This is a genomic window from Pseudorhodobacter sp. W20_MBD10_FR17 (genome assembly GCF_052119765.1).
Taxonomy (GTDB): Bacteria; Pseudomonadota; Alphaproteobacteria; order Rhodobacterales; family Rhodobacteraceae; genus Pseudorhodobacter.
In genome coordinates, this window is sequence record NZ_JBGQOQ010000042.1 from 1 (window position 1) to 22,212 (window position 22,212).

The 22,212-nt window shown below is 57.3% G+C and carries 19 protein-coding genes and 1 pseudogene; 5 read left to right on the forward strand and 15 right to left on the reverse strand.

Annotated elements, in window-relative coordinates; genetic code table 11:
* Positions 1 to 800 precede the first annotated feature (800 nt).
* A complete protein-coding gene (locus tag ACEN2J_RS18300) occupies positions 801 to 1,280 on the forward strand; it encodes a DUF1579 domain-containing protein (protein WP_442107849.1) in 480 nt (159 codons plus the stop codon).
* A 100-nt stretch (positions 1,281 to 1,380) separates the two neighbouring features.
* Here the strand turns inward: ACEN2J_RS18300 and ACEN2J_RS18305 are convergent, their stop codons facing one another.
* Together ACEN2J_RS18305 and ACEN2J_RS18310 are read right to left on the reverse strand one after the other, a co-directional pair.
* Complete coding sequence (locus ACEN2J_RS18305; protein WP_442107851.1) at positions 1,381 to 1,749, reverse strand: antibiotic biosynthesis monooxygenase family protein; 369 nt, start codon at positions 1,747 to 1,749, stop codon at positions 1,381 to 1,383.
* The gene (locus ACEN2J_RS18310; RefSeq protein WP_442107853.1) at positions 1,746 to 2,075 is read right to left on the reverse strand and encodes an NIPSNAP family protein; all 330 of its coding nucleotides are present in this window, start codon (positions 2,073 to 2,075) and stop codon (positions 1,746 to 1,748) included. The genes ACEN2J_RS18305 and ACEN2J_RS18310 overlap by 4 nt, the downstream gene beginning before the upstream one ends.
* 76 nt (positions 2,076 to 2,151) lie before the next feature.
* Between ACEN2J_RS18310 and ACEN2J_RS18315 the strand changes: the two are divergent.
* Both ACEN2J_RS18315 and ACEN2J_RS18320 read left to right on the forward strand, forming a co-directional pair.
* Positions 2,152 to 2,262: pseudogene (locus ACEN2J_RS18315) on the forward strand (transcriptional regulator); the annotation flags it as partial.
* Positions 2,263 to 2,557: 295 nt separating this feature from the next.
* The gene (locus tag ACEN2J_RS18320; protein WP_442107855.1) at positions 2,558 to 3,031 is read left to right on the forward strand and encodes a DEAD/DEAH box helicase family protein; all 474 of its coding nucleotides are present in this window, start codon (positions 2,558 to 2,560) and stop codon (positions 3,029 to 3,031) included.
* A 57-nt stretch (positions 3,032 to 3,088) separates the two neighbouring features.
* Here ACEN2J_RS18320 and ACEN2J_RS18325 read toward each other — a convergent pair whose 3' ends face one another.
* Together ACEN2J_RS18325 and ACEN2J_RS18330 are read right to left on the reverse strand one after the other, a co-directional pair.
* Entirely contained in the window at positions 3,089 to 5,494 is a 2,406-nt protein-coding gene (locus ACEN2J_RS18325) for a YbcC family protein (protein ID WP_442107857.1), read from the reverse strand.
* 21 nt (positions 5,495 to 5,515) lie between these two features.
* Positions 5,516 to 7,075: a proton-conducting transporter transmembrane domain-containing protein gene (locus tag ACEN2J_RS18330; RefSeq protein WP_442107859.1), complete on the reverse strand. Its 1,560-nt coding sequence runs from the start codon at positions 7,073 to 7,075 to the stop codon at positions 5,516 to 5,518.
* A 108-nt stretch (positions 7,076 to 7,183) separates the two neighbouring features.
* Here ACEN2J_RS18330 and ACEN2J_RS18335 point away from each other — a divergent pair, with 108 nt between their 5' ends.
* Entirely contained in the window at positions 7,184 to 8,062 is an 879-nt protein-coding gene (locus ACEN2J_RS18335) for a LysR family transcriptional regulator (protein ID WP_442107861.1), read from the forward strand.
* A 69-nt stretch (positions 8,063 to 8,131) separates the two neighbouring features.
* Here the strand turns inward: ACEN2J_RS18335 and ACEN2J_RS18340 are convergent, their stop codons facing one another.
* The 9 genes from ACEN2J_RS18340 to ACEN2J_RS18380 all read right to left on the reverse strand — a co-directional run bounded on the left by ACEN2J_RS18340 (position 8,132) and on the right by ACEN2J_RS18380 (position 16,630).
* A complete protein-coding gene (locus tag ACEN2J_RS18340) occupies positions 8,132 to 8,467 on the reverse strand; it encodes a cupin domain-containing protein (RefSeq protein WP_442107863.1) in 336 nt (111 codons plus the stop codon).
* Complete coding sequence (locus ACEN2J_RS18345; protein ID WP_442107865.1) at positions 8,460 to 9,125, reverse strand: cysteine hydrolase family protein; 666 nt, start codon at positions 9,123 to 9,125, stop codon at positions 8,460 to 8,462. Before ACEN2J_RS18345 ends, ACEN2J_RS18340 begins: the two co-directional genes overlap by 8 nt.
* On the reverse strand, positions 9,125 to 10,651 hold the full coding sequence (locus ACEN2J_RS18350) for an ABC transporter ATP-binding protein (protein WP_442107867.1): 1,527 nt from the start codon (positions 10,649 to 10,651) through the stop codon (positions 9,125 to 9,127). Before ACEN2J_RS18350 ends, ACEN2J_RS18345 begins: the two co-directional genes overlap by 1 nt.
* A 64-nt stretch (positions 10,652 to 10,715) precedes the next feature.
* Complete coding sequence (gene biuH, locus ACEN2J_RS18355; protein WP_442107869.1) at positions 10,716 to 11,393, reverse strand: biuret amidohydrolase; 678 nt, start codon at positions 11,391 to 11,393, stop codon at positions 10,716 to 10,718.
* On the reverse strand, positions 11,390 to 12,400 hold the full coding sequence (locus tag ACEN2J_RS18360) for a formamidase (protein WP_442107870.1): 1,011 nt from the start codon (positions 12,398 to 12,400) through the stop codon (positions 11,390 to 11,392). Before ACEN2J_RS18360 ends, biuH begins: the two co-directional genes overlap by 4 nt.
* A gap of 12 nt (positions 12,401 to 12,412) precedes the next feature.
* Complete coding sequence (locus ACEN2J_RS18365) at positions 12,413 to 13,339, reverse strand: ABC transporter permease (protein ID WP_442107872.1); 927 nt, start codon at positions 13,337 to 13,339, stop codon at positions 12,413 to 12,415.
* The gene (locus tag ACEN2J_RS18370; protein WP_442107882.1) at positions 13,339 to 14,451 is read right to left on the reverse strand and encodes an ABC transporter permease; all 1,113 of its coding nucleotides are present in this window, start codon (positions 14,449 to 14,451) and stop codon (positions 13,339 to 13,341) included. The genes ACEN2J_RS18365 and ACEN2J_RS18370 overlap by 1 nt, the downstream gene beginning before the upstream one ends.
* Position 14,452: 1 nt before the next feature.
* Positions 14,453 to 15,571, reverse strand: coding sequence for a BMP family ABC transporter substrate-binding protein (locus ACEN2J_RS18375; protein ID WP_442107874.1), 1,119 nt, complete (start codon positions 15,569 to 15,571; stop codon positions 14,453 to 14,455).
* A gap of 156 nt (positions 15,572 to 15,727) precedes the next feature.
* Positions 15,728 to 16,630 (reverse strand): LysR family transcriptional regulator, encoded by a 903-nt coding sequence (locus ACEN2J_RS18380; RefSeq protein ID WP_442107876.1) that lies wholly within the window; start codon positions 16,628 to 16,630, stop codon positions 15,728 to 15,730.
* A 133-nt stretch (positions 16,631 to 16,763) separates the two neighbouring features.
* Here ACEN2J_RS18380 and atzF point away from each other — a divergent pair, with 133 nt between their 5' ends.
* Complete coding sequence (gene atzF / locus ACEN2J_RS18385) at positions 16,764 to 18,548, forward strand: allophanate hydrolase (RefSeq protein WP_442107878.1); 1,785 nt, start codon at positions 16,764 to 16,766, stop codon at positions 18,546 to 18,548.
* A gap of 164 nt (positions 18,549 to 18,712) precedes the next feature.
* Here the strand turns inward: atzF and ACEN2J_RS18390 are convergent, their stop codons facing one another.
* The gene (locus ACEN2J_RS18390; RefSeq protein WP_442107880.1) at positions 18,713 to 20,884 is read right to left on the reverse strand and encodes an esterase-like activity of phytase family protein; all 2,172 of its coding nucleotides are present in this window, start codon (positions 20,882 to 20,884) and stop codon (positions 18,713 to 18,715) included.
* A gap of 511 nt (positions 20,885 to 21,395) precedes the next feature.
* On the reverse strand, positions 21,396 to 22,091 hold the full coding sequence (locus ACEN2J_RS18395; RefSeq protein ID WP_442107884.1) for an amino acid kinase family protein: 696 nt from the start codon (positions 22,089 to 22,091) through the stop codon (positions 21,396 to 21,398).
* Positions 22,092 to 22,212 lie beyond the last annotated feature (121 nt).

Consider the following 22,212-nt stretch of genomic DNA (forward strand, 5'->3'; position numbering starts at 1 on the left):
GGGCAAGCCCGTCTTCCGTTCAGCCCCACCGGCCAAGGTGGTTGTCGGCACCGGCCAAGATGGTTGTCGCTCAACACTGAACCCCATATCAAGTGTAAAATCTATCGCACCCACGCCGTTCATTGAGGCGATGCGAGATAGAAAGGACGGGAGCGTCTCTCGATGGACTGGCGTGGGGTGTAGTTGAAGGGGCTTTGGCATGATATCTAAGGCTGAAATTCTTGAAGGGCGGCGAAGGGGATACTGGCTGCATTCAGCCCCCTACCTATCGAAATGCTGGCCATGTGAAAGGCCGAATATTGCTCGGCAAAGGGGTGGGGGTGGTTAATACCCTTTGTTAAAGCAGTTTACGGTGCAATAAGTTGGAAGGGCGGGAACCAGACTTTCGCCGCAAGTGCAAACCAAAACGGGCCGCCCAAAGAAAGCAGACGCTCAGGGTTGTGATCCAGTTTTTTCGGTGTGCAAACGCAGCTAAGGTCCGGTCTGAGCCGATGCTGTTGAAAAACTTTGCCCCACGAAAATCGCCTCGAAAACTTGGAAAAACGTTCTCATCAATGGTTAAATTGTAAACGCTGTTTGCAGAGTGCCGCCATCGAAGGAATATATTCTGCAAATCTGGTCCGCTCGCCCGAAGAGGTGAGTTTTTCAACAGCATCAGCCCTTATTACCGATCGGTTTGCACGCTCAGCATAGCTCGGAGGGCTATTCAAGCCCTGTGCAATGTAATCCAATTGACCTGATAGCGTTATAGGAACATAAAGTGAACATACAGGTTTCACGTAAATTCAAGGGTCAATCCCATGCAAGAGCCAGTCGACATTTCCCACGATTTTGATTTTGCAATCGGTCAATGGAGGGTGCGGCATCGTCGTCTCAAGGAGCGGTTGGCTGGATGCGACGAGTGGGAGGAGTTCAATGGCAACTCGGAAACCCGATTGGTGCTTGGCGGCAATGGCAATGTCGAAGACAACTTGCTTGATTTTCCAAACGGGCCTTATCGTGCCATTGCTGTGCGTTCCTTTGACGTCACCAGCCAGACGTGGGCAATATGGTGGTTATCAGCCAGTGATCCACACCAGCTTGATGTGCCTGTGGTTGGCAAGTTTGAGGATGGCGTCGGATCATTCTTTGCAGATGACACCCTCCATGGGGAGCCAATATCCGTCAGGTTCCTCTGGATGCGAACCGATACGACGTCGCCAAGATGGGAACAGGCAATGTCTCGCGATGGCGGCACTACCTGGGAAACGAATTGGACCATGGATTTTGAGCGCGAGTAATTGCAGCGTATGACCGCTTCGTCTGCACACCGGACCTTCAGGACCGTTCAACAAACGGTGGTTTTTGGAACGCTGCATGATGAAGTCCGGAGAGCTGTCACTACTTGGAATTATCATTGACCCTGCTCGTATGAACAGCTTTTGAATCTGTCGGTGCTTCAGCGCGGTCGAACATGCCGTAGTCACGAACAACGCTCGCAATCCGAAGGCGATAGTCATCAAAGACGCCGCCCCTTCCTTTGGCCTGCGCCCCTCGATGGGCGTTCAGGGTGCGCCACCGTGCGATTGCTGCCTCATCCTCAAAGAACGATAACGACAGAACTTTGCGCGGGTCGGTCAGGCTTTGAAACCGCTCAACCGAGATGAAGCCCTCGATCTGATCAAGCATCGGGCGCATCTCGGCTGCGATATCAAGGTATTCATCCTTGCGACCAGCCGTCGGTTCGACTTCAAATATAACAGCAATCATCGGGGCGTATCCGGGCCGTGGGGCGTGGATACCAGTTTCAGAAACGTGCGGTCCTCGCGCAGAAGAAACTTCTCTTTTTGGGCAAACTCATAATTTTCGCGGCCAAGCGGATCATCGGCCAATCTGGCACGATAAGCTTCATAATCCGCAAGACTTTTTACGTTGTAGATACCATAGGCCAATGTGCTGGACCCTTCGTGGGGTGCGTAATACCCGATCAGATCGGCACCGCAGCGCGGAATCGCTTGCCCCCAATTTTTCGCATATTCCCCAAACTGGGCTTTTTTCGTCGGGTCGATTTGGTAGCGGATCACACAAGTCAGCATTTCAGATTCCTATTCAAAACTGTTGAGCCGTTTCTATCCTGTTGCCGTGGAAAAATGCTTCGACTACGGTCGAACTATGAAAGAAGGTCCTGACATTGCCCACATCGCTGCACTGATAGGTGATCCGGCCCGCGCGAATATGCTGACGGCTTTGATGAGCGGTAAGGCATTGACTGTGAGTGAGCTGCCGTAGACTACAGCTCGACCGCAGGAAACCGCCTTCGTGAATCGAGCGATAAGGATTTCAGTTTTGCTATACCCGTGACGCGTGCATGGGGCGCAAACAATCTCGCAAAGAAGCCAATGAAGGACATTGCGCCAAGTATTTGGCCTGGGCAAACACAAGTTATTGGTCACAGATCGGCTCAAATGAACCCAATTGAGCTAAAATATCTTGAGCCTTTGAGAATTTCCGAAGTGCCGGTCTGGGGGCAACCCCCGATCGCTTCTGCGCATTTTGAACAGATAAGAGATTGTTTCATATGACGATTGACAAGAAAGCTATTCCCACCGTCTCTGTCGCCTATTCCCGCAATGGCACCTCGACCACGTCCAATGAGCTTGGCATGCGGGTCATGCAGGAGCGCGCCTATGAGAAGCGGGGCGAGCAGTATTTGCTCATCAAATCGCCGCCCGCTTCTGGGAAATCCCGTGCGTTGATGTTTATCGCCTTGGACAAGCTGCACAATCAAGGCCTCAAGCAGGCGCTGATTGTGGTGCCGGAAAAATCCATCGGATCGAGCTTTGCCGATGAACCGCTCAGCAAGTTCGGGTTCTGGGCAGATTGGCAAGTCGTGCCGCGCTGGAACCTGTGCAATGCGCCGGGCGGGGATGATGGAAAGGTTGGCGCGGTAGGGAAATTTCTGGCAAGCGAGGACCGCACACTGGTTTGCACCCACGCGACATTCCGTTTCGCGGTAGAACGGTTTCGTCTGTTATCCAATCCATCATCTTAGCACGCTGTCCGAATTCGCCTGACCACTTCAAAACACGAAAGAAAGCTTCAGCCCCGCTCAACCAAGCGCCGTCATATTGACCTGATGCTCAACCTCCCGATCCATCTCTGACCATAGCAGATCCCCGTCATAGCGCCACGCCATCTGCCCCGTCTCATCAAGTGCGAACAGGTGCAGCCAGCGATTGTCGAACAGGGCGCGAACGCTCTCGTGCCGTTTCAGGATGTCTGTCATCGCCGCGCGCGGTGCCTCGATGCAGACGGACAGGCGCAGCGGGTCGTGTGCGTATCCCTGGCCCTCATGCACAGACTGCCACGGCAGGCCTGCACGCAACTTGCCGCCGTTGCCTTCGACCACGCCGATGCCGCCGGTGACGTTGTGCAGCAGCTTGTTGCCAGACCCAAAGACATCGGGGGCCACGGTCGAACCATAGTATTGCAGGCTGATCCAGCTTGCCACAACGACAGGCGCAGTCATTATCAGTTCCAGAACGCCGAAACTATTATCCCGTTGCCAGTCGTAGTCATGCAGGAACGCCCGCCCGGCAAGGCTCTTGCCTGCGGTTCGTTGGCGCGGGGCGGCGATGAAGGCCTTGCACCCCGCCAGCGCCCATTCGGGCCGGGTTTCGGCCCAGTCGCGGCTGCGCAGGTTAATATCGGCGCCATCCTTTGCACGCGGCAGGCGCAAGGCCCGTTCCGACCGAGTCTCAAGACCCGCCTGCGCGAACCAATCCTTGGCCTGACTGATATTTGTTGCATGTGCGGCGGAGGGATGGTCGGCTGCAAACAGCGTGATGGTATCGGTTGTTGTATCGTGCAACGCCCCCAGAAACAGCGTATCTGCGGGGATGTCGATACCGCGTTCTGCCAGCCCGTGGCGCACGTCCTTCGCATTCAACAGCGAGGCGAGAAGCCGCGCATTCACATCGCCCGCATAGCCACCACAGGCACCACACTGCAGACCGCTGGCAAAGGGATTGTTCACCACATGCGCCCCGTGCCCCGCCAAGACCACCAGATGCGCGAAATCCGTCGTCAACGACATGGCGCGCAGGATCTTTTCTGCCGCGTTGATCTGCGCAGGCAAGGGCAAAGGCGGATCAAGGCGCGGTGCCGGATCATTGGCAGCGGCTTGCGGTGCAATATTCAGCGCATCCTTGATCAGTTTGCCAGCATAGATCGGTCCTGTCGCCTCGACAAAGGCGAAAGAGGATACGGCGGCGAGTTTGAACCGCCCCCAAGCACGGCTTGTACGCGCCTTGAACCGCGCAGTCTGCTCTGCGCTTATATCCTCGCCTGCCGAGGTCGAGGTGACGCCGGGGTTCAAAAGGACAGGCAAGCGCAATTCATCCACGTCCGAGGCAAATCCCTTATGCGATGCAGTCAGGCCGAAAAAGCCCGCAAAGCCCAGCGTGCTGATGCCGGGGTTCACCGCTTCCAGCGCGCGGCGAAACACTTCGGACCGCACGTCAATGCAGAACGCGGCTTGCAGCGCTGGCCGTTCCTGCGTCTGCGCGCGTGCCGGCGCGGCCAAGGTCTTGGCCAAATCGCGCTGTACGGCGCGTTCCCATGCCTCTTGCAGGATCGCGTTGATTACGATGTCCTGATCGGGTGTGACGGGGCTGGCGTGGGCCGCTTTGGCACTGGCCCATGTGTCGCCAATCTGGTCTTCGTACTGAGCAAACAGCGCCTCTTCCCACAAAAGCCGGATTGTCAGAACATCGGTGATCGTCTGATCCGTGCCCAGCGCCAATTCTGCCTGCCACAGCGTATAGCGTGCGACCTGCGCCCACCCGCCAAGGGAAAAGAGCAGCTGGTGCAGGTAGGTCTCAAGCATGTCCTCGCTTAGGCCCAGCCGCGCGGCGGCCCGCGCCTGCGCATCCTCGGCCGTATCGGGTGTTTCACTGACGAACTGGGCAAAGCCTTTCAGGCCCGCGATTTCGGGTGTCAGATCATGGGTCGCGTATTGGCGCCACGCGTCATAGGCGCTCCGCCTGCGGGGGGCCGCCCAAAGCGCTTGACCCTGATCAAAGTAACCCGCGGCCCAATGCCCAAAACGATCCATCAAGATGGCGGGCCAGTCGATCCCTGAAACAGCCGCCACCAGATCGGCGACCATAGGGTGCGGCGTGGGCGTGGGGGCCGAGGTCGTGGCCCTGCGCTTGATCTCGGCCAGATCGGGCAAATCGCCCGCACCCGCTGCTTTTATCGCTGCGGTGATGTCGGCGTCGGTGATGGTTCCGTCACTGATGAGTGCATTGTAATGCGCCCGCGGCATTGTCACAGGCACGCCACCGACACGGCCCAAACGCGCCCCGACCTGTGCAAGCGTCTCTGTCGTTTGGCCCAAAAACGGGTTCACGGCAACCGATGACGCAAGGGGCCAAACGGGGGGAATGGCGCGCGCAGCGGTTTGGCTGGCAAGGGTCAGTGCTGCGGGCGAAAGCGTAGATAGAGTGGTCATAGGATCAGTCCTTTTCCCGGATCAAGAGATGTGCTTGGTCGACCAACCGCCTAGCAGTTTGTCAAAGATGGCATTGGCATAAAGCCCGTTGGACAGGTGTACCCGCAGCCCTGCCGCAGCCGGATGATAGGCCCACAGCGGAAACATCGCCTGCGCCACAGCCACCAGCCCAAAGCTAAGCAGCGCCAGCACGATCAGCGCCCATTCCAGCGGGCCGGGTGCAGGTGTGGGGGGCAACGTACCGGCCATCAACCCTTCGGCTGCGGTTTGCAGGGCAAAGTACCCCACCGCAGCCGCGACCGAATACATCGCCGTCCGCTGCGTCAGAACACGCGGTGCTGCATCCGCTAGGCCCTGCGCCAGCAAATACGCCACCCCAAAGATCAAGATCGCGCCCAGCGCTATGGCCTGCGGCGACTTTCCCGTCAGACCAAAGACCATGCCGACAGCGACGTAAATGGCCAGCGCGAGCAGAAATGCACGGCCTACTGCAACGCCATTCGGTATTGCCACCGGACCGGGCCGCCGGATGGCAGCCACACTCTCAACCGCCCCCCCAGAGGCGAGGAAGGCATGCGCCTTGTAAAGCGAATGCGCCACGATATGCAGCAGCGCCAGAGGAAAGAGCGCCAGACCGCATTGCAAGATCATAAAGCCCATCTGTGCCACAGTGGACCACGCCAACGAGGTCTTGACCGCCGATTGCGTCAGCATCACCAGACCGCCAAAAAGTGCTGTGAACCCGCCGAGCATCACCAGCACCGCCAGCACAGCAGGCGACAGCAACATCACGTCAGAAAAGCGGATCAACAAAAAGCCGCCCGCGTTGATGACGCCCGCGTGCAGCAAGGCAGAGACTGGCGTTGGCGTCTCCATCACTTCTGTCAGCCAGCCATGCATCGGAAACTGTGCAGATTTCAGGATTGCCGCGATGGCAAGGGACGCGGCGATCCATGTCGCAAGCTCGGCCCCCTGCCCTGCCCGCGCGCCCGCCAGAATGGCCGCCAAATCACCAGTTCCGTAGGCGATGAAAATCAGGATCATAGCCACCAGCATCGCAGCATCGCCCAGCCGTGCCGTAATCCATTTCTTGCGCGCCGCGCGCCTTGCAGCGGCCCGATCCGGATAATGCAGCAAAAGCTTGTGCAGCGACAGGCTGGTTGCAATCCACGCCATGGCGAATTGCACGATGTTGCCTGACGTTACCAGAAACAGTACCGCCGCCAGTGTAAGGCACAGCCAACCCGTGAACGGACCCTGCCGCGCCTCGCCGTCCATGTAGGTCGCCGAATACCGGACCACGACCCAGCCGACCAAAGCGACCAACAGCAGCATCACCGCGCTGACCGCATCCAGCCGGACCGACAGGCCAAGATCCTTTGCACCAATAAGCAGGCTGGTCGCAGGGCTGATGAGGATAAGCATTGCAGCAGACAAGCCGGCGATGACCAAAACGCCAAGCGCGCCGACCTCTACCTGACGCAACACGGCGGCAGGCCGCATCTTTGGGCCGCGAAAGGCGATGAAGGCCAATACCAAATAGACGACAGGCGCGATGAGGGGCAGAAATGCGATGAGCAAGGCAAGATTTCCTTCTGACTGGACTGCGGCGTTGGCGTCAGATAGCAGGACCCACTGCCACATAAAAATTCATTGTTTGCTTGAAACCGTTCTGTTAAATATATCGATATGGCTGAGCTCAATTATAATCATCTGCGCTATTTCTGGGCCGTGGCCCATGACGGCAACCTCACCCGCACGGCAGAGCGGCTAAATCTGTCGCAATCTGCCGTCTCGGTTCAGATCAAACAGCTTGAGGAGTCTTTGGGCCATCGCCTGTTCGAACGTCGTGGCCGCCAACTGATTCTGACCGAAGCGGGCCGCATTGCACTGGACCATGCGGATGCCATCTTTGCTGCGGGCCGTGAATTGATCGGCACCCTGCAAGAAACAGGCCGCACACGCCAAGCGATCCGCATTGGCGCATTGGCCACCCTATCGCGCAACTTTCATATGGAGTTCCTGCGCCCGATCCTTGGGCGGCAGGATGTAGAGATCATCCTACGTTCCGGTACCAGTGCCGATTTGCTACAAGCGCTTGAGGCCCTCAACCTAGACGTCGTGCTGATCAACCGTGCGCCGTTACGCGATGCCGCGACGCCCTTCGTCTCGCACCGGTTATCCGAGCAGCCTGTCAGCCTTGTCGGCACGCCGAAATTACTGGGCGACAGTCCCGGTCTGGTGACCCTGCTGGCCACGGTGCCGATCATCCTCCCCTCTGCTGACACCGCTGTACGGATCGGTTTTGATGCCCTGACCGAGCGGCTTGGCATAAGGCCACAGATCGCTGCGGAAGTTGAGGACATGGCAATGATGCGCCTTCTGGCGCGTGAAGGCGTGGGACTTGCGGTTCTGCCGTCCATCGTCGTTCAAGACGAGTTGAACACCGGAACGCTGGTCGAAGCCGATCGCCTACCGGGCATCGGCGAGACGTTCTTCGCGGTTACGCTTTCCCGCCGCTTTCCGAACCCCATCCTGTCAGAATTGCTGAAAGATCGTGTGCTGTAGTCGTACTTGCCCCGGATGAATTCCGGTCGCATTCAAGATGCGCAGCTTCGCAGATCAATCCATATTGGCTCAATCAAGGAAGACGACAGGCTTTTCCCATTGAATAAGAACCGTACAGCCATCGTCTGACCAGACGCTATGCGCCGTACCTGCTGGGTTGAACACAATCGATCCGGCCGGAAAGCACCCCGTTTCGTCGCTCTGGCTTCCGGACAGCACCAGTATTGTCTCAAGGCCAGCGTGACGATGCCGCGGAACAGAGGCCCCTGCGGCATAGCGGAGAAGGGCTACATCCGGCCCGCCTTGCCACAGATGACAGATTTCAACACCTTGCCGGAAGGGTTCAAACGGCATTTTGGCCCAATCATCAGGCAACAGATTCGCGAAAGATCTCGATTCAGCCATTAAGAGCCTCCAGAATCGCGTCTGTCGGCGCCGCCCAGCCGACAATGCCACCTTGTGCCGTAATCATTGCGATGGCCGCAGCCTTGAAGGCTGGAAAATAACTTTCCGTAGCATCGGTGGCCAGCAGGCAATCATAGCCGCGGTCATTGGCTTCGCGCATCGTGGTTTGCACGCAGACTTCGGTGGTCACGCCCGCAAAAACAAGTTGCTTCACACCACGTTCCTCTAGCATCCGGCCAAGGTCTGTGGCGTAGAATGCACCTTTGCCGGGCTTGTCGATCACGATTTCACCGGATTGGGGGGCAAGTTCCGGGATGATGTCCGCCCCCGGCTCTCCTGCAATCAAAATGCGACCCATTGGCCCGTCGTCGCCGATTCGTAACGATGGCGCGCCGCGCATCCGCTTTGCATCGGGACAGTCTGACAGGTCAGGCAAATGGCACTCTCGGGTGTGAAAGATCGGAAGGCCCGCCACCCGAAACCCGTCCAACAGGCGGCGCACCGTGGGAACAATCGCACCCAGCAAGCTGACATCATTGCCAAGGCTTGCCCCAAAACCACCCGGTTCAACAAAATCGCGCTGCATGTCGATCACGACAAGCGCGATCTGGTCGCGTTGAAAGGGAAATGCAAAAGGGGCCGCATCAATTTCAGCCATCAGCTATGTCCTGCCATATGTTGCCCGATCTCGGCGACATTGGCCGAGGCGAGGGGAGTTTCAAACGTGATCCGTCCTTCGGACATGACCAAAATCCGGTCCGAGAGTTCCATGATTTCATCCAGATCTTCGCTGATCAAAAGAATTGCCGTGCCTTGGTTGCGCGCCTCAACAAGCCGATCCCGGATTGTTGACACGGCAGCAAAATCAAGCCCGAAACAGGGGTTTGACACGATCAGCGCTTTGACATCCCCCGTCAATTCGCGGCCCAGAACAGCCCGCTGAACATTGCCACCCGACAGCGACGCAATGCGGGCCGAAGGAGAGCTGGTTTTCACATTGAACGCCTCGATCAGGTTCGTCGCATTGCGGGCAATCGCACCGGCATCTTTCCAGAAGGCAGCTTTGCCATCCTTTCCCTCATCGAACATACGAAAGGCAATGTTTTCGGCCACGCTCATGCGCGGCGCGCAGGCATTGCGCAGCGGCTCTTCGGGCAGAAATCGGATCGCATGGGCGCGGGCCTCGGCGCGGGTCGCGCCATAGGGCGTGCCGTTGACCCGTATCTCACCGCGCTCCATCCGGCGTTGGCCGGTCAGAATTTCCATCAACTCCATTTGACCATTGCCAGAAATCCCCGCGATCCCAAGTATTTCCCCAGAATGAAGCGTCACGCCATCGATCTCGATGTCTTTCAGCCCCGTGCGGTCCAAGGCTTTGATGCCCTGCATCGTCAGAACAGGTTGCCTCACCGTTGCCTTACGGCTGCGTTTGCTGATCACGGGGGCTTGTCCCATCATTGCATGGCTCATCTCGTCCACGCTCAGGTCAGCCACGGACCCACCGCCAACATATTTGCCACGCCGCAAGATGGAGACATCATCAGCAAAGGCACTTACTTCACGGAACTTGTGGGTGATCATCAAAACCGTAATTACACCGGCCGTTGTCAGCGCACGGACATGGCCCAAAACCTCATCCGCCTCGGATGGGGTCAAAACCGAAGTAGGTTCGTCCAAAATCAAAAAGCGGTTGCCAAGGTAAAGTTGTTTCAGGATTTCCAGCTTTTGCTTTTCACCAGCGGCCAAGCGGCTGACAGGCTGATCGAGGGGGACGGAAAACGGCATTTTCGCCATGAAGGTCTGAAGTGCGGCGCGTTCATACCGCCAATCGATCAAGGCAGGCGTGTCGGCGCGGCTGATCACCAAATTTTCGGCCCCTGTCAGAGAAGGGACAAGCGTGAAATGCTGATAAACCATCCCAAGCCCAAGTTTTTGCGCGACTTTCGGGTCGGTCATACGCGCCTCGCTGCCAGCGACCAAAAGCTCGCCTGCAGTGGCGTGGTAAAAGCCCATCATGCATTTGACGAGTGTAGATTTTCCCGCCCCGTTTTCCCCAAGCAAGGCATGGAACGTGCCGGCAGGAATAGTGATCGAGACATCTTCAAGCGCCGTGAAGGACCCAAAGCGCATAGTCGTATGCAGTGTTTGAACGCTGATTGCGCCGTTTCCGCATTTGTAGATCATTCTAGCCCCCTAGTCTGGAGCAATGATCGCGACCCGCCACCAGTCTTGCCCCTCGCCTGCCGCATTATACGAGCCCTTCAATCAAAGAAGCGCTGTCCGTCACAGCGCCAAAAACGCCGCCCTGCATCGTAACCATTTTAATCGCGGCCGCGTGGTTGCCGGGATCGGTTGCACCGCAGCAATCTTCTACAATGACGCATTCAAACCCCCGGTCATTCGCCTCGCGCATGGTGGTTGAAACACATACATCGGTGGTGATCCCAGTCAGGATCAAGTTTTCAATACCCTTGGTCCGCAGGATCAATTCAAGGTCGGTGGCGTAAAAGCTGCCCTTGCCCGGTTTGTCGATGATGATCTCACCGGCAAGCGGGTAAAGCTCGGGGATGATGTCCCAGCCTGCCTCACCCCGGATCAAGATTTTGCCGCACGGGCCTACATCACCAATCCCTGCGCCGATCTGTTGGCTGCGCCAGCGCTTGTTTGGCGGCAGGTCCGAAAGGTCAGGGCGGTGGCCTTCGCGGGTATGGATGATAGTATAACCCTTGGCCCGCATGTGGGCCATCAGCGCCTTGATCGGCGCAATCGGGGCTTGGGTCAGCGACAGGTCATAGCCCATATGATCCACATAACCGCCCTTGCCGCAAAAATCGGTCTGCATGTCGATCACGATCAGCGCGGTGTTTTCAGGCCGCAGATCACCATTATAGGGCCATGCGTAGGGTGTGCTTTTGATGGTTGTCATTGGTTTAGCTCCTTCTCGCCAAACTTGCGGTTGGGTTTGGGAAAGCCACAGCCTGTGCCATCGGTCACTTTGATATCATCCTCCCACGGTAGGCGATACGCGCCCGCCGCAAGGTCGGTCATGTAGGTATAAGGGCAATCTTGCGCGCCACCTTTTACGGCGACATAGCCACGATGGCCAAACTGATAGGGGTTATTCTCTACCCCCCAGCCTGCACGGGCCTCACGCACCAGATCGGGGCGCACTTCGGCTGTGATGATCTCATCCACCCGGCCTGTCGTGCCATGCGCGATCACAGTTCCTTCATGGTCGATTATCATCCCTTCGCCCATACTGTCAAACGTCCCGTCCGAGCCGCACATGCAAACATTTGCAGTGATCATCAGGTTGCAAAAGCTGTTGGATTGGTTGGTAAACCGCCACGCCTGCCGGATTGGCGCGGTGTAGCCTGCGGTGCGGATCATGATCTCGGCCCCCTTGTAGGCCGCCTCACGCGACATTTCGGGGAACATGCCATCATGGCAGATAATAAGGCCGATCTTCGCACCCTTTGGCCCAGTGCAGACAGGAATGCCAATATCCCCCGGCTCCCACGGCTCGACCGGTACCCACGGGTGCATCTTGCGATAGTAAAGCTGCACCTCACCTTGATCGTCGATGATCAGGCCCGTGTTGAAAGGGTATCCGCCGGGGTTCAGCTCCATGATGGAAAAGCAGCCCCAGATTTGGTTGTCGATACAGGCTTGCCTCAAAGCCGCAACCTCGGGGCCGTCCATGCTGCACATAATCTCGGAGTTGGTATCCATCGACAGGCCGTGCAGCATGTATTCGGGAAAAACCACCAAATCCATCGTGCCGAGATTGCGGCGCGCCTTGCCGACCAGTTCAACCACGCGCGCGGTTTGGGCAGTCAGCTGCGCCTTGGTCTGCACCACCGGCAATTGCAACTGCACAAGGCCGATGACCACACCGTTCTCTGATTTATTCAATCCACCAAATCCATTCATGGCGGTTCCTCCTTATTTCGTCAGGGAAAGTCCAAGCGGCGCGCCTTGCATGACGCGGTCGGGTGAGCTTGTCATAATCAGCAAGATCAGCGTCAGCACGTAGGGCGCTGCGAAAAACAGATAGTATCCTTCCGAGATACCAACCGATTGCAAAGCCGGCCCAAGCGCCCCTGCCCCGCCAAATAGCAAGGCCGCCCAAAAGCAGTTGATCGGGTTCCAGCGGGCAAATATCACCAATGCAATGGCCATAAGCCCTTGGCCGGATGACACGCCCTCGGTCCAACTGCCGGGATAATAAAGTGAAAGATAAGCGCCACCTATTCCCGCCAACGCGCCACCGGTAGCCGTCGCCAAAAGGCGTATCCGGTCGGGGTTCAGGCCCATCGCGCGGGCAGCGTCGGTGCTGTCGCCAACAACGCGGATGGTTAGGCCGATGCGCGTTGATTTGAACATCCACGCCATTGCAAGCGCTAGGATGCCGCCAGCGATGAACAGCACATTTACCTGCAAAGCGGCTTGCACCTGCGGTGTCTCGGCCCACCAACCAAACGGGATTGCAGGCAAATCGGGGGCTTGCGGCTGGATGTAGGGCTTGCCGAAAAAGAAGGCGAGCCCCATGCCAAACAGCATCATCGCAATCCCGACCGCGATGTCATTGACGCCCTTGAACTTGCAAATCCATCCGTGCAGCAAACCGAAACACGCCCCCGCAAGGGCCGCTGCCAGAACGCCGACAAACGGGTTTCCGGTTTCATAGGCGACGGCGTAGCCGCTCATCGCGCCAAAGACCAATGTGCCCTCTAGGCCCAGATTTATCCGCCCCGACCGCTCGGTCAGGCACTCGCCAAGCGACACAAAGATGAACGGGGTAGACACACGGATTGCACCGCCCAGAATGGCAAGCGGCACGCCCCAAAGGCCGATTTCAACAGGCTCCATCAGCGGCTTTCCCAAAAGTCAGGCTTGAAAATACGAAAACGTCCGTACAGGGCTTCGCTTAGCAAAATGATAATGAAAACCATGCCTTCAAAGACAAGAATGGTCGCATCAGGCAACTCCATGCGGCGCTGGATCAACCCACCCGAGGCTTCAAACCCACCAAACAAGACCGCAACCGGCAGAATTGCCAAAGGATTGTGCCGCGCGAGAAAAGCGACCAGAATACCGGTGTACCCATAGCCCGCGATTAGTGAGGCATTGGCCGAGCCATGGACGGCGGCGACCTCAAAATAACCAGCCAATCCGGCAAACGCCCCGCCCAATGCGGTAAAACCGATCACAAGACGCGCGACAGGCAAGCCTTGGATCTGGGCCGCGCGCACGTTGTCACCCGCGATTCGTGCCGCAAAACCGATCGTCGTGCGCTCAATCAAAACCCAGCAAAAAATACAGGCGATCACCCCGGCCAACACGCCCCAATGCGCCGCGACAAACGGCATATCCCCGACACGCAGGCTTGCATCAAGGGTGCCCGTCGAGGGCTTGTTAAGGCTTGCGGGGTCGCGGAAAGGGCCTTCGACAAAATGATTCAAAAGCGCAACTGCAATATAGGCCATCAGCAAGGACGCAATCGTCTCATTGACCCCGCGCTTGATCCGAAGCGCACCAATCGCACCAATCCACAACGCGCCAAGCGTCATCCCCGCAAGGGCCATCAAAACCATGCCAAGCCCAAAGGGCAGGTCCGCAACAAACGTGCCGGTAACTGCGGCGGCCAATCCGCCCAGAACAATGGCCCCTTCACCGCCGATCACCACAAGCCCCAGCCGCGCAGGCAAGGCAACGCACAGCGCCGCAAGCACCAAAGGTGCGACCCGAGACAGGGTGTTCTGCCAAGAAAAGCCCGAGGAAAAGCCACCCTTCCAGACCAGAGCGAAAAACGCGACAGGCGATTTCCCGAGAAGGCCCAGAAACAGGCTAAAGGCCACAAACCCAACCAACAGTGCGCCAATCGGGATCACAATAGCCTCGGCGCGCGGCATGAACGCCGAGATAAGCTGTGAAGCAGCCGGTCGCCCGGCCGCTTTCTTCTGTTGCGCCACACTGCTCATGTCAGCTGGTAGAACCAAGGACACCTTCAACCAGGTAATCCATGCTTTCAAGCGCGACATCGGTTTCTACAAAAGACTGGCCTGCGGCTGCAATCAGATTGCCTTTGTTATCGTTCAATGGGCCTTTGATTGCGGCAAAACCACCTGCGATGATCTCGGCTTTGGTCGCCTCAAACTGCGCGCGCGCCGCGTCCGAGACGGCAGGGCCAAGCGAGCTCATCTTGATAAAGCCTTCGGCCAGACCGCCCCGCACAAAGTTGTCGATCGGCGTGCCAGCCATCGTCTTGGCCACCATATCCGTGTAAATGCTTGCCCAGTTCCATTCGGCCCCGGTCAGATACTTATCGCCAGCAAGCGGGCTTTGATCGGCGTGATAACCGCAGACAAACGCACCGCGTGCGGCAGCCGTTTCGCAAACCACTTTCGGCCCATCGACGTGGCAGGTGATCACGTCACAGCCTTGATCGGCAAGCGCGTTGGTGGCTTCGGCCTCCTTCACAGCCAGCGACCATTCGCCGGTAAAGATGACCTGACAGGTGATTGTCGGATCAACCGAGCGGGCCCCAAGCAGGAAGGAGTTGATGTTATTAAGAACCTGCGGAATGGGCTTGGCCGCGACAAAACCGATCTTTTTGGTTTTCGTGGCATGACCTGCGGCCACACCGTTCAGATATTGCCCCATCCCGATATAGCCGAAATAAGACCCGGCGTTGGTCGGGTTGCCTTCGGTCCAAAGACCGCCGCAATGCTCAAACCGGATGTCGGGGTGCTTTGGCGCAACCTCAAGGATATGGGGGTTAAAGTAACCAAAGGACGTTGGGAACAACAGGGTTGCCCCATCGAAATTGATCATGGATTCCATGGTGTTCTGGACATCTTGGCTTTCGGGGACGTTCTCTTCCTCTAAGACCGTGACGCCAGCCATGGCTTTCACCGCCGCAGCGCCTTCGGCATGGGCTTGGTTATAGCCAAAGTCATCTTTTGGGCCGACATAGATAAAGCCAACGGTCAAATTGCTCTGGGCCAGCGCTGGACGCGCCAAACCAAAGGTCGTAGCACCAAGGGCCATTGCCGAGGTGCCAAGAAAACGACGACGGTTCATGTGGTTAGGGGTGTTCATATCTTCGCTCCAGCAGCTGTCATGCGCCACTTTGGGCGCCGGTGGATTTCAACGACTCACAGCTTAGGAGTATTTAGTGCTGTTGACGTCTGCTCAATTTTTGCCGAAGCGATGCAAAAAACGCATCGCACAACCTATGCTAGAGCAAAGCGAGGATCACGCTCCTGACAGGCTTTCCAAGGCCCGCGTCAGCCTTTGTGCAAAGCGGGCAGACGCCACAGGCAGACTGCGCCCCCGCTGCTGCCCCAGCAAAAGACTGCCCACAGGCACATCCCGCGTTGATAAAGGGCGCGAGACAATGTCATCCTCGGCCGAGATGTTAAGGCCGATCGGGATCTGAAACGCGACGGCATTTTCATGCCGCACATAGTGGCGCATGAAGTCGAAACTGTCGGTCTCGACGCTGGGGCGCATGGGCCGCGACCCGCGTTTTGCGCTCATTTCAAGCAGAGCCCGAACGCCATAGCTTGCGCTTGGCAGCACATGGGTTTGGTCAAGGCAATCGCGCAGACGCACCTCTGTCTGATTGGCCAGTGGATTGTCCTTGCGCATCACCGCGTGAATAATCTGTGGGCAATGCGAGATCACCTCAAAGTCAACCAGATGAACGGGTTCGAACACCAAGGCAAGATCGCTGTGAAATGTGCCCAACTCTTGCTCTGCGGCCTCGCGGTCGCGCACCAGCACCGAAAAGGTGACGCCGGGGTGTTCGCCGCGATAGGCCGCAATCTGGCTGGGCAAGAAATAGGGTATCAGCGCTTGAGAGCAGGCAATCGCCACATGGCCTCGGCGCTCCCCTGCCAGATCGGCGACCTGCCCCTGCACGCGGCGCAGATCTGACACCAAGGAACGGAAGTGCTGCATCAACAACTCGCCCGCAGGGTTCAACCGCACGCCGCGTGGCAGACGCTCAAAAATCTCTGAGCCGAACTCCTCTTCAAACCGCTGAACCCGCCGATTGAGGGCGGAGGCGGTGATGTTCATATCGTCTGCGGCCTTGCGGATCGAACCGGCCCGAACGACGCCCTCAATGTAGTGTAACGTTTGTAGATGTTTCATGCGCGGCCTTTCACTAGCCAAGCTAGCGATGCAATTTTTGCATCACTTTTGTGAATTATTAGCATTTGCGTCAAAGCGTGCAACCAAACACAACTGATAAAAACGAGCTTGAACGCATAAAGGACGCCACGCCATGACGGACATTCGGATGACAATCCCAGATATTCATGCCGCTTATGCGGGCGGAACGTCACCAAAAGATGTGATAGAACAGGTCTTTGCACGGATCGCAGAGGTGGGCGACCCTCATATTTTCCTCGCCCTCGCCAACCAACAGGACGCACTGGCCGAAGCCGCCGCACTTGGTGCATTCAATCCCGACAAGCCGCTTTGGGGTATTCCCTTTGTGGTGAAAGACAACATTGATGTTGCGGGGTACGAGACGACCGCCGCCTGCCCTGCCTATGCCTACCTGCCCAAAGAGGACGCATTTGTTGTTGCGCAGTTGCGGGCAGCGGGGGCTATTTTCATCGGCAAAACCAATCTTGACCAGTTTGCAACAGGCTTGGTTGGCGTCCGCACCCCCTATGGCGCGCCCCTGAATTCGATTGATCCGCTGATCGTTCCGGGGGGGTCTTCGGGTGGGTCGGGGGTCGCAGTTGGACATGGTATCGTTGCGTTATCGCTGGGAACAGACACTGCTGGGTCCGGCCGCGTTCCGGCAGCTTTGAACAATATCGTCGGTTTGAAACCAACGCTTGGCGCGCTGTCGGCAAGCGGTGTCGTGCCGGCCTGTCGCTCAATTGAAACGATTTCGATCTTTGCGCTGACCGTTTCGGATGCCTACACCGCCTATCAGGTGTGTTGCGCCTTTGACCCCGCCGACGCTTTTGCGCGCCCGATAAAGGCCCCCGCGCTTACCGCCCAGACCGCCCCGCCTGTGATCGGCATCCCGAGCGCAGATAGCATCAAATTTCTGGGGGATGTGGTGCAGGCAGAGTCATTTTACGCGGCTGTTGGCCTGCTCAAGGCAGGCGGCGCAGAAATCAAAGAGATCGATTTTTCGCCCCTCTATGCGGTGGCGCAAATGCTCTACGAAGGGGCTTGGGTGGCCGAGCGCTATACGGTTATTGAAGACCTGTTGAAACGCGCCCCCGATGCCATTTTGCCCGTGACCCGCCAGATCATCAGCAAGGCCGAAAGTCTTTCGGCAGCGGACGCGTTTCGCGGCATATACCGCTTGAAAGAGCTGGCCCGTGCCGCCGAACCTGCCCTTGCCGGTGTTGATATGCTGTGCGTGCCGACGATCCCTAAGTTCCATACCGTCGCAGAGCTTGAGGCCGATCCCATAACCCCGAATTCAAACTTCGGAACCTACACGAACTTTGTTAATCTGCTTGATATGTGTGGCATCGCGGTGCCCGTTCCCGCGCGGTCCGATGGGCGCCCGGGCAGTGTGACCTTGCTGGCGGCAAAGGGGCAGGACGGCGAAATTGCGGTCATAGCGCGCAGTCTGGAGGCCGCAGGCCAGCGCAACCTCGGGGCGACGGATTGGGCCTATATGCCGCCGCCAAACTTGCCGAAACCTGCGCCCGCGTCGCTGACACTCGCGGTCTGCGGGGCGCACATGGCAGGTCTGCCACTGAACCATCAACTGACCGACCGAGGCGCTGTCTTTGTCAAAGCGGCCCGCACAACGGATGCATACCGTTTCTATGAACTTGCCGGTGGCCCACCGCAGCGACCGGGGCTTGTACGCGGTGCTCGTGGATCGGGCGCGCCTATCGCCCTAGAGCTTTGGGATGTGCCGCTTGCGCATGTCGGAAGTTTTCTAAAGGGCATTCCCGCGCCGCTTGGGCTTGGAACGATCGCGCTGGAAGATGGCTCTTACGTTCAGGGTTTTCTAAGTGAAGCTATTGCGACTGCCGACGCCAAAGATATTACAGAATTCGGTGACTGGCGCAATTTCATCGGATAATCGCCAACATAAGCCCCGGAAGTGGCCGCCATGAGGGGGCAGGCCGGGCGAATTGCAAGCAAACATCTCTCATACCCGTCTTGCCCAAACGACAACATAAAAGGCCCTGCGCGATTTCGCACAGGGCCTGAATTCAAAGCTATTTTGGGAGCAAACTGCTGGCCCTATTGAACAGCACCAATGGACCAGAACAACGTTTCGCCAGAGCTGTCATCGACACCATCGTTATCGGTGACAACAAAGCCTGTTCCCGCCACATCGATCGCAAAGCCTTCGACCTTATCGACCACATACCCATTTAGCACAGCCAGATCAGGCAGCAGGTCACGCACCAATTCCTTGGTCACAACCGGCAGCGCACCAGCCAACTCGGCAGGAACCATATCGGCGGCGGCAATGCGGTAGAGTTTTTTGATAGCGGCCTTGTCTGCAATCTGATTGTCACGCTCAACAATATAGACCCAATCGCCATGCAGGGTGATTTCCGAAAGACCAACCCAAGCCCCTTCGGGCGCGGCATCAAGCGGATAGTGTACGGCACCCCAAGTCTTTTCCTTGGTGTTATAGGCGACCAGTTTCACCATACCTTTGGGGTCATCTTGCCACTCGCGCTGCACCGCCAACCAAAGCCAGTCACCCGCAACGGTGATGCCTTCAAAACCAAAGCGGATTTCATTGTCAAGCAACGCTTCTGGCAAGGCGATTTCTTCTTTGATCTCGCCCTTGTCATTCACATGATAGATCGCATGTGGGATCATCCGGTCGCTGCGCCCTTCCGAGGCCAGCCAGAACCCGCCTGCCCCATCGGCTGCGATGCCTTCCAAATCCAGCTTTTGCGCTGCATCTCTGCCACGGGTTACAGTCATGGCGCTGGTAATCCGTGCCGGTTTTTGCGTGGCATCAATGGTAAAGATGCGCGGCTGGGCCCCATAAACGCTGTCTGACACGGCATAGAGTTTACCTGCCTCAACCGGATCAGCGGCCAACCCTGAAAGCGCGCCCCAACCGATCAACCCATCACTGCCAGCGCTGGTGATCATCGGATAGGCAGGCGTGCCGTCTGCCAATTCATAAATCATCACATGCGCAGGTGCCGCCCCGTCAGCGCGCAAATCAACCTCATTGGCCGAGACCAGCAAGTTGCGCTGCGGAATGGCCACCACACCTTCTGGGCTGATGCCCGATGGCAGGATTTGCTTTAGCACCGGAGCCGCCGGATCGGTGACATCATAAACGCCGATCATAGAGGCCCGCTCGGATGCAACAAACAGCATCGGGGTGCCGTTAAAAACAGCCGCCTCAACCGATTCCAGCTCCACCCCTTTGGAATGGCTGCGGTGTTCGGGATAGTGGCCCATCTCAATGATCGCGTGCTCAAGGCTTGGGCCGGATTCGTAAACCAGCGTGCCGTCTTTCTTGAAAATGGTAAAGCTGCGCGAGCCACCTTTCCAGTCGCCCTCATTGGCAATGACGAAATGATCGGCGTCGATCCATTTGATGCCATCGGGTTCGCGCGCCACGGCTTTTTTGCTGCCGGTAAAATCCAGCTTGCCGTCGCGCTTGGTGTCTATGCCGTCCAGGTCGATGCTGCCCGCAGAGAAATGGCTGGCGACCGTGCCATCGGCACCGATCACCACGATATGGTTGTTTTCCTGCATCGTCAGGGCAATCTGGCCCGCATCATTGATATCAACGAACTCCGGCTCGGGGTCTTCGCCCGCAATATCAGCAAGGCCCGTCACATCGATCTTTTGCTGGTTGGCGCAATCGGCCACGCCATCCTTGACGGCGATCTTGACGACATAGCCCGCTGGCATCTGCGGCAACGCGCCGTCATTCAGGTCCTCGTCACGCTCGTTTTCAACGGCAATCGCGATGAAACTGCCATCGGCCGAGCGCGCCACCGAGTCCGGCTGACCGCCGATCTCACATTCCGCCACAACGCTGCGGCTGGCCACATCGACAGTCACCAGCTTGCCCGAAGGTTCCGTATAGCTTTTCGAAGTGTTGACGCCGACAAAGATCTTGTCACCCACAAAATGCGCCGTTGTCGGCTCGCCGCCCATCTCAATGTTGCCAAGCGGCTTGGGGGCATGCGGATCGGTGATATCCACCAGACCGATCACGCCCAACGGGCTGTCGGTATACACCAGCATCATACCATCATCCGAGGCCGAGATGATCTCGGCGCTGGTCTCACGGGCAAGGTCTTCGCCTTCAACCATGTTGTTGGGCGTCGCAAAGCTGGAAACGCGGTTAAAAACCATTTCGGCATTGGCGGGCATTGCGGTTGCAAGCGCCAAAGCCGAGGTCAGGCAAATGTTACGGAGCATCATGTGGCCAATCCTTTTTCTAATTCTTAAGCAAATTAGATGCTGGCTCTGCGTATCAAGCGCGTGACGCTTATATGACGCTTTGGTAAAATAGGCTTGGGCTTATATCCAAACGCACCCTGCCAAACGCACCCTGAAGGCCAATCCACTTCGGAGAAAGTTTGGTGCTGGGCAAATTTTCGCAAGGCGGCATAATTAAGCACATCCGGCCCGACGCGCGACATGTGGAGCCGCTCAAATCAAAGCGCCGACTTATCAGTACGAGCAGATAAGTCGGCGCATTTTCGGTACGAGCACTTCAACTGTTAGTTGGGCATACAATCATTTGCATCAAGCTTCAAAACCGGGTCTTTCGCTGTGCATTCTTGGCCGCTGATCGGGTAGTGCCCCGGAGTTGTGCATGCAGATAGACCGAAAAGTGCTATCGCGACTGTGAAAAACATTGCCTTCATGGTTGGTCCTTTTTGTGATTGAGCAAGGTTTGTAGCCCTGCAACACTACTGCAATTGATATTCTATTGCTTTGATTTCACGCAAATTCTGGTCCCCGCTGTGCCTGCCAACAGCCTCAGCGCATCGGCCAAACGCCCAATGCCCGCGATGCCCCCGCGGTCTGCAAAATCGCAAGCTGCCTTCAGTTTCGGGCCCATCGAACCTGAAGGCATGTCCAACGCGCGGCCCTGTGCAGGCGATAATTGGTGCAAAGCGGTGGCTGCATCACTGCCAAAGCCGGTATAGACCGCATCAACATCCGTCAGCAGCAACAACGCATCCACGCCGATATTGGCTGCCAAAAGTGCGCTTGCCGCATCCTTGTCAATAACTGCCTCAACCCCGATCATGCTACCATCGGATCGGCGCATAACAGGAATGCCACCACCGCCTGCACAAATCACAGTCACGTCTTGATCCAGCAATAAACGCACCACGCGCAAGTCCGGGATCTCAACGGGCTTTGGCGACGGCACCACACGCCGCCAATATTGGCCGTCTTGCGCGATGGTCCAGCCTGCGGCCTTAGCACGGGCTTGCGCCTCATCTTGCGTGTACACTGGGCCGACAAATTTGGTTGGTTTGCCAAAGGCTGGGTCCGCCCGATCCACTATGACCTGCGTTAACAGCGTGGCAACGGCATGATCATGGCCAAGGGCGTTTTCCAGCTCTTGCTCGATCAAATAGCCAATCATGCCTTCGGTTTCGGCCCCCAACACATCCAAGGGATAGGCTGTTGATTTTCGTGTCGGATTGACCCATTGGGGATGCGGACAAAAACTTGGACTGTTTTTACGTCATAAGTCCTAGGCTTTTACGGTATTCGATTGGGCTTCGACC

What these genes read in the sequence shown, in the direction of transcription:
- ACEN2J_RS18300 (WP_442107849.1), top strand. Translation starts at nt 801, where the DNA reads ATGCAAGAGCCAGTCGACATTTCCCACGATTTTGATTTTGCAATCGGT.
- ACEN2J_RS18305 (WP_442107851.1), bottom strand. Translation starts at nt 1,749, where the DNA reads ATGATTGCTGTTATATTTGAAGTCGAACCGACGGCTGGTCGCAAGGAT.
- ACEN2J_RS18310 (WP_442107853.1), bottom strand. Translation starts at nt 2,075, where the DNA reads ATGCTGACTTGTGTGATCCGCTACCAAATCGACCCGACGAAAAAAGCC.
- ACEN2J_RS18320 (WP_442107855.1), top strand. Translation starts at nt 2,558, where the DNA reads ATGACGATTGACAAGAAAGCTATTCCCACCGTCTCTGTCGCCTATTCC.
- ACEN2J_RS18325 (WP_442107857.1), bottom strand. Translation starts at nt 5,494, where the DNA reads ATGACCACTCTATCTACGCTTTCGCCCGCAGCACTGACCCTTGCCAGC.
- ACEN2J_RS18335 (WP_442107861.1), top strand. Translation starts at nt 7,184, where the DNA reads ATGGCTGAGCTCAATTATAATCATCTGCGCTATTTCTGGGCCGTGGCC.
- ACEN2J_RS18340 (WP_442107863.1), bottom strand. Translation starts at nt 8,467, where the DNA reads ATGGCTGAATCGAGATCTTTCGCGAATCTGTTGCCTGATGATTGGGCC.
- ACEN2J_RS18345 (WP_442107865.1), bottom strand. Translation starts at nt 9,125, where the DNA reads ATGGCTGAAATTGATGCGGCCCCTTTTGCATTTCCCTTTCAACGCGAC.
- ACEN2J_RS18350 (WP_442107867.1), bottom strand. Translation starts at nt 10,651, where the DNA reads ATGATCTACAAATGCGGAAACGGCGCAATCAGCGTTCAAACACTGCAT.
- biuH (WP_442107869.1), bottom strand. Translation starts at nt 11,393, where the DNA reads ATGACAACCATCAAAAGCACACCCTACGCATGGCCCTATAATGGTGAT.
- ACEN2J_RS18360 (WP_442107870.1), bottom strand. Translation starts at nt 12,400, where the DNA reads ATGAATGGATTTGGTGGATTGAATAAATCAGAGAACGGTGTGGTCATC.
- ACEN2J_RS18365 (WP_442107872.1), bottom strand. Translation starts at nt 13,339, where the DNA reads ATGGAGCCTGTTGAAATCGGCCTTTGGGGCGTGCCGCTTGCCATTCTG.
- ACEN2J_RS18370 (WP_442107882.1), bottom strand. Translation starts at nt 14,451, where the DNA reads ATGAGCAGTGTGGCGCAACAGAAGAAAGCGGCCGGGCGACCGGCTGCT.
- ACEN2J_RS18375 (WP_442107874.1), bottom strand. Translation starts at nt 15,571, where the DNA reads ATGAACACCCCTAACCACATGAACCGTCGTCGTTTTCTTGGCACCTCG.
- ACEN2J_RS18380 (WP_442107876.1), bottom strand. Translation starts at nt 16,630, where the DNA reads ATGAAACATCTACAAACGTTACACTACATTGAGGGCGTCGTTCGGGCC.
- atzF (WP_442107878.1), top strand. Translation starts at nt 16,764, where the DNA reads ATGACGGACATTCGGATGACAATCCCAGATATTCATGCCGCTTATGCG.
- ACEN2J_RS18390 (WP_442107880.1), bottom strand. Translation starts at nt 20,884, where the DNA reads ATGATGCTCCGTAACATTTGCCTGACCTCGGCTTTGGCGCTTGCAACC.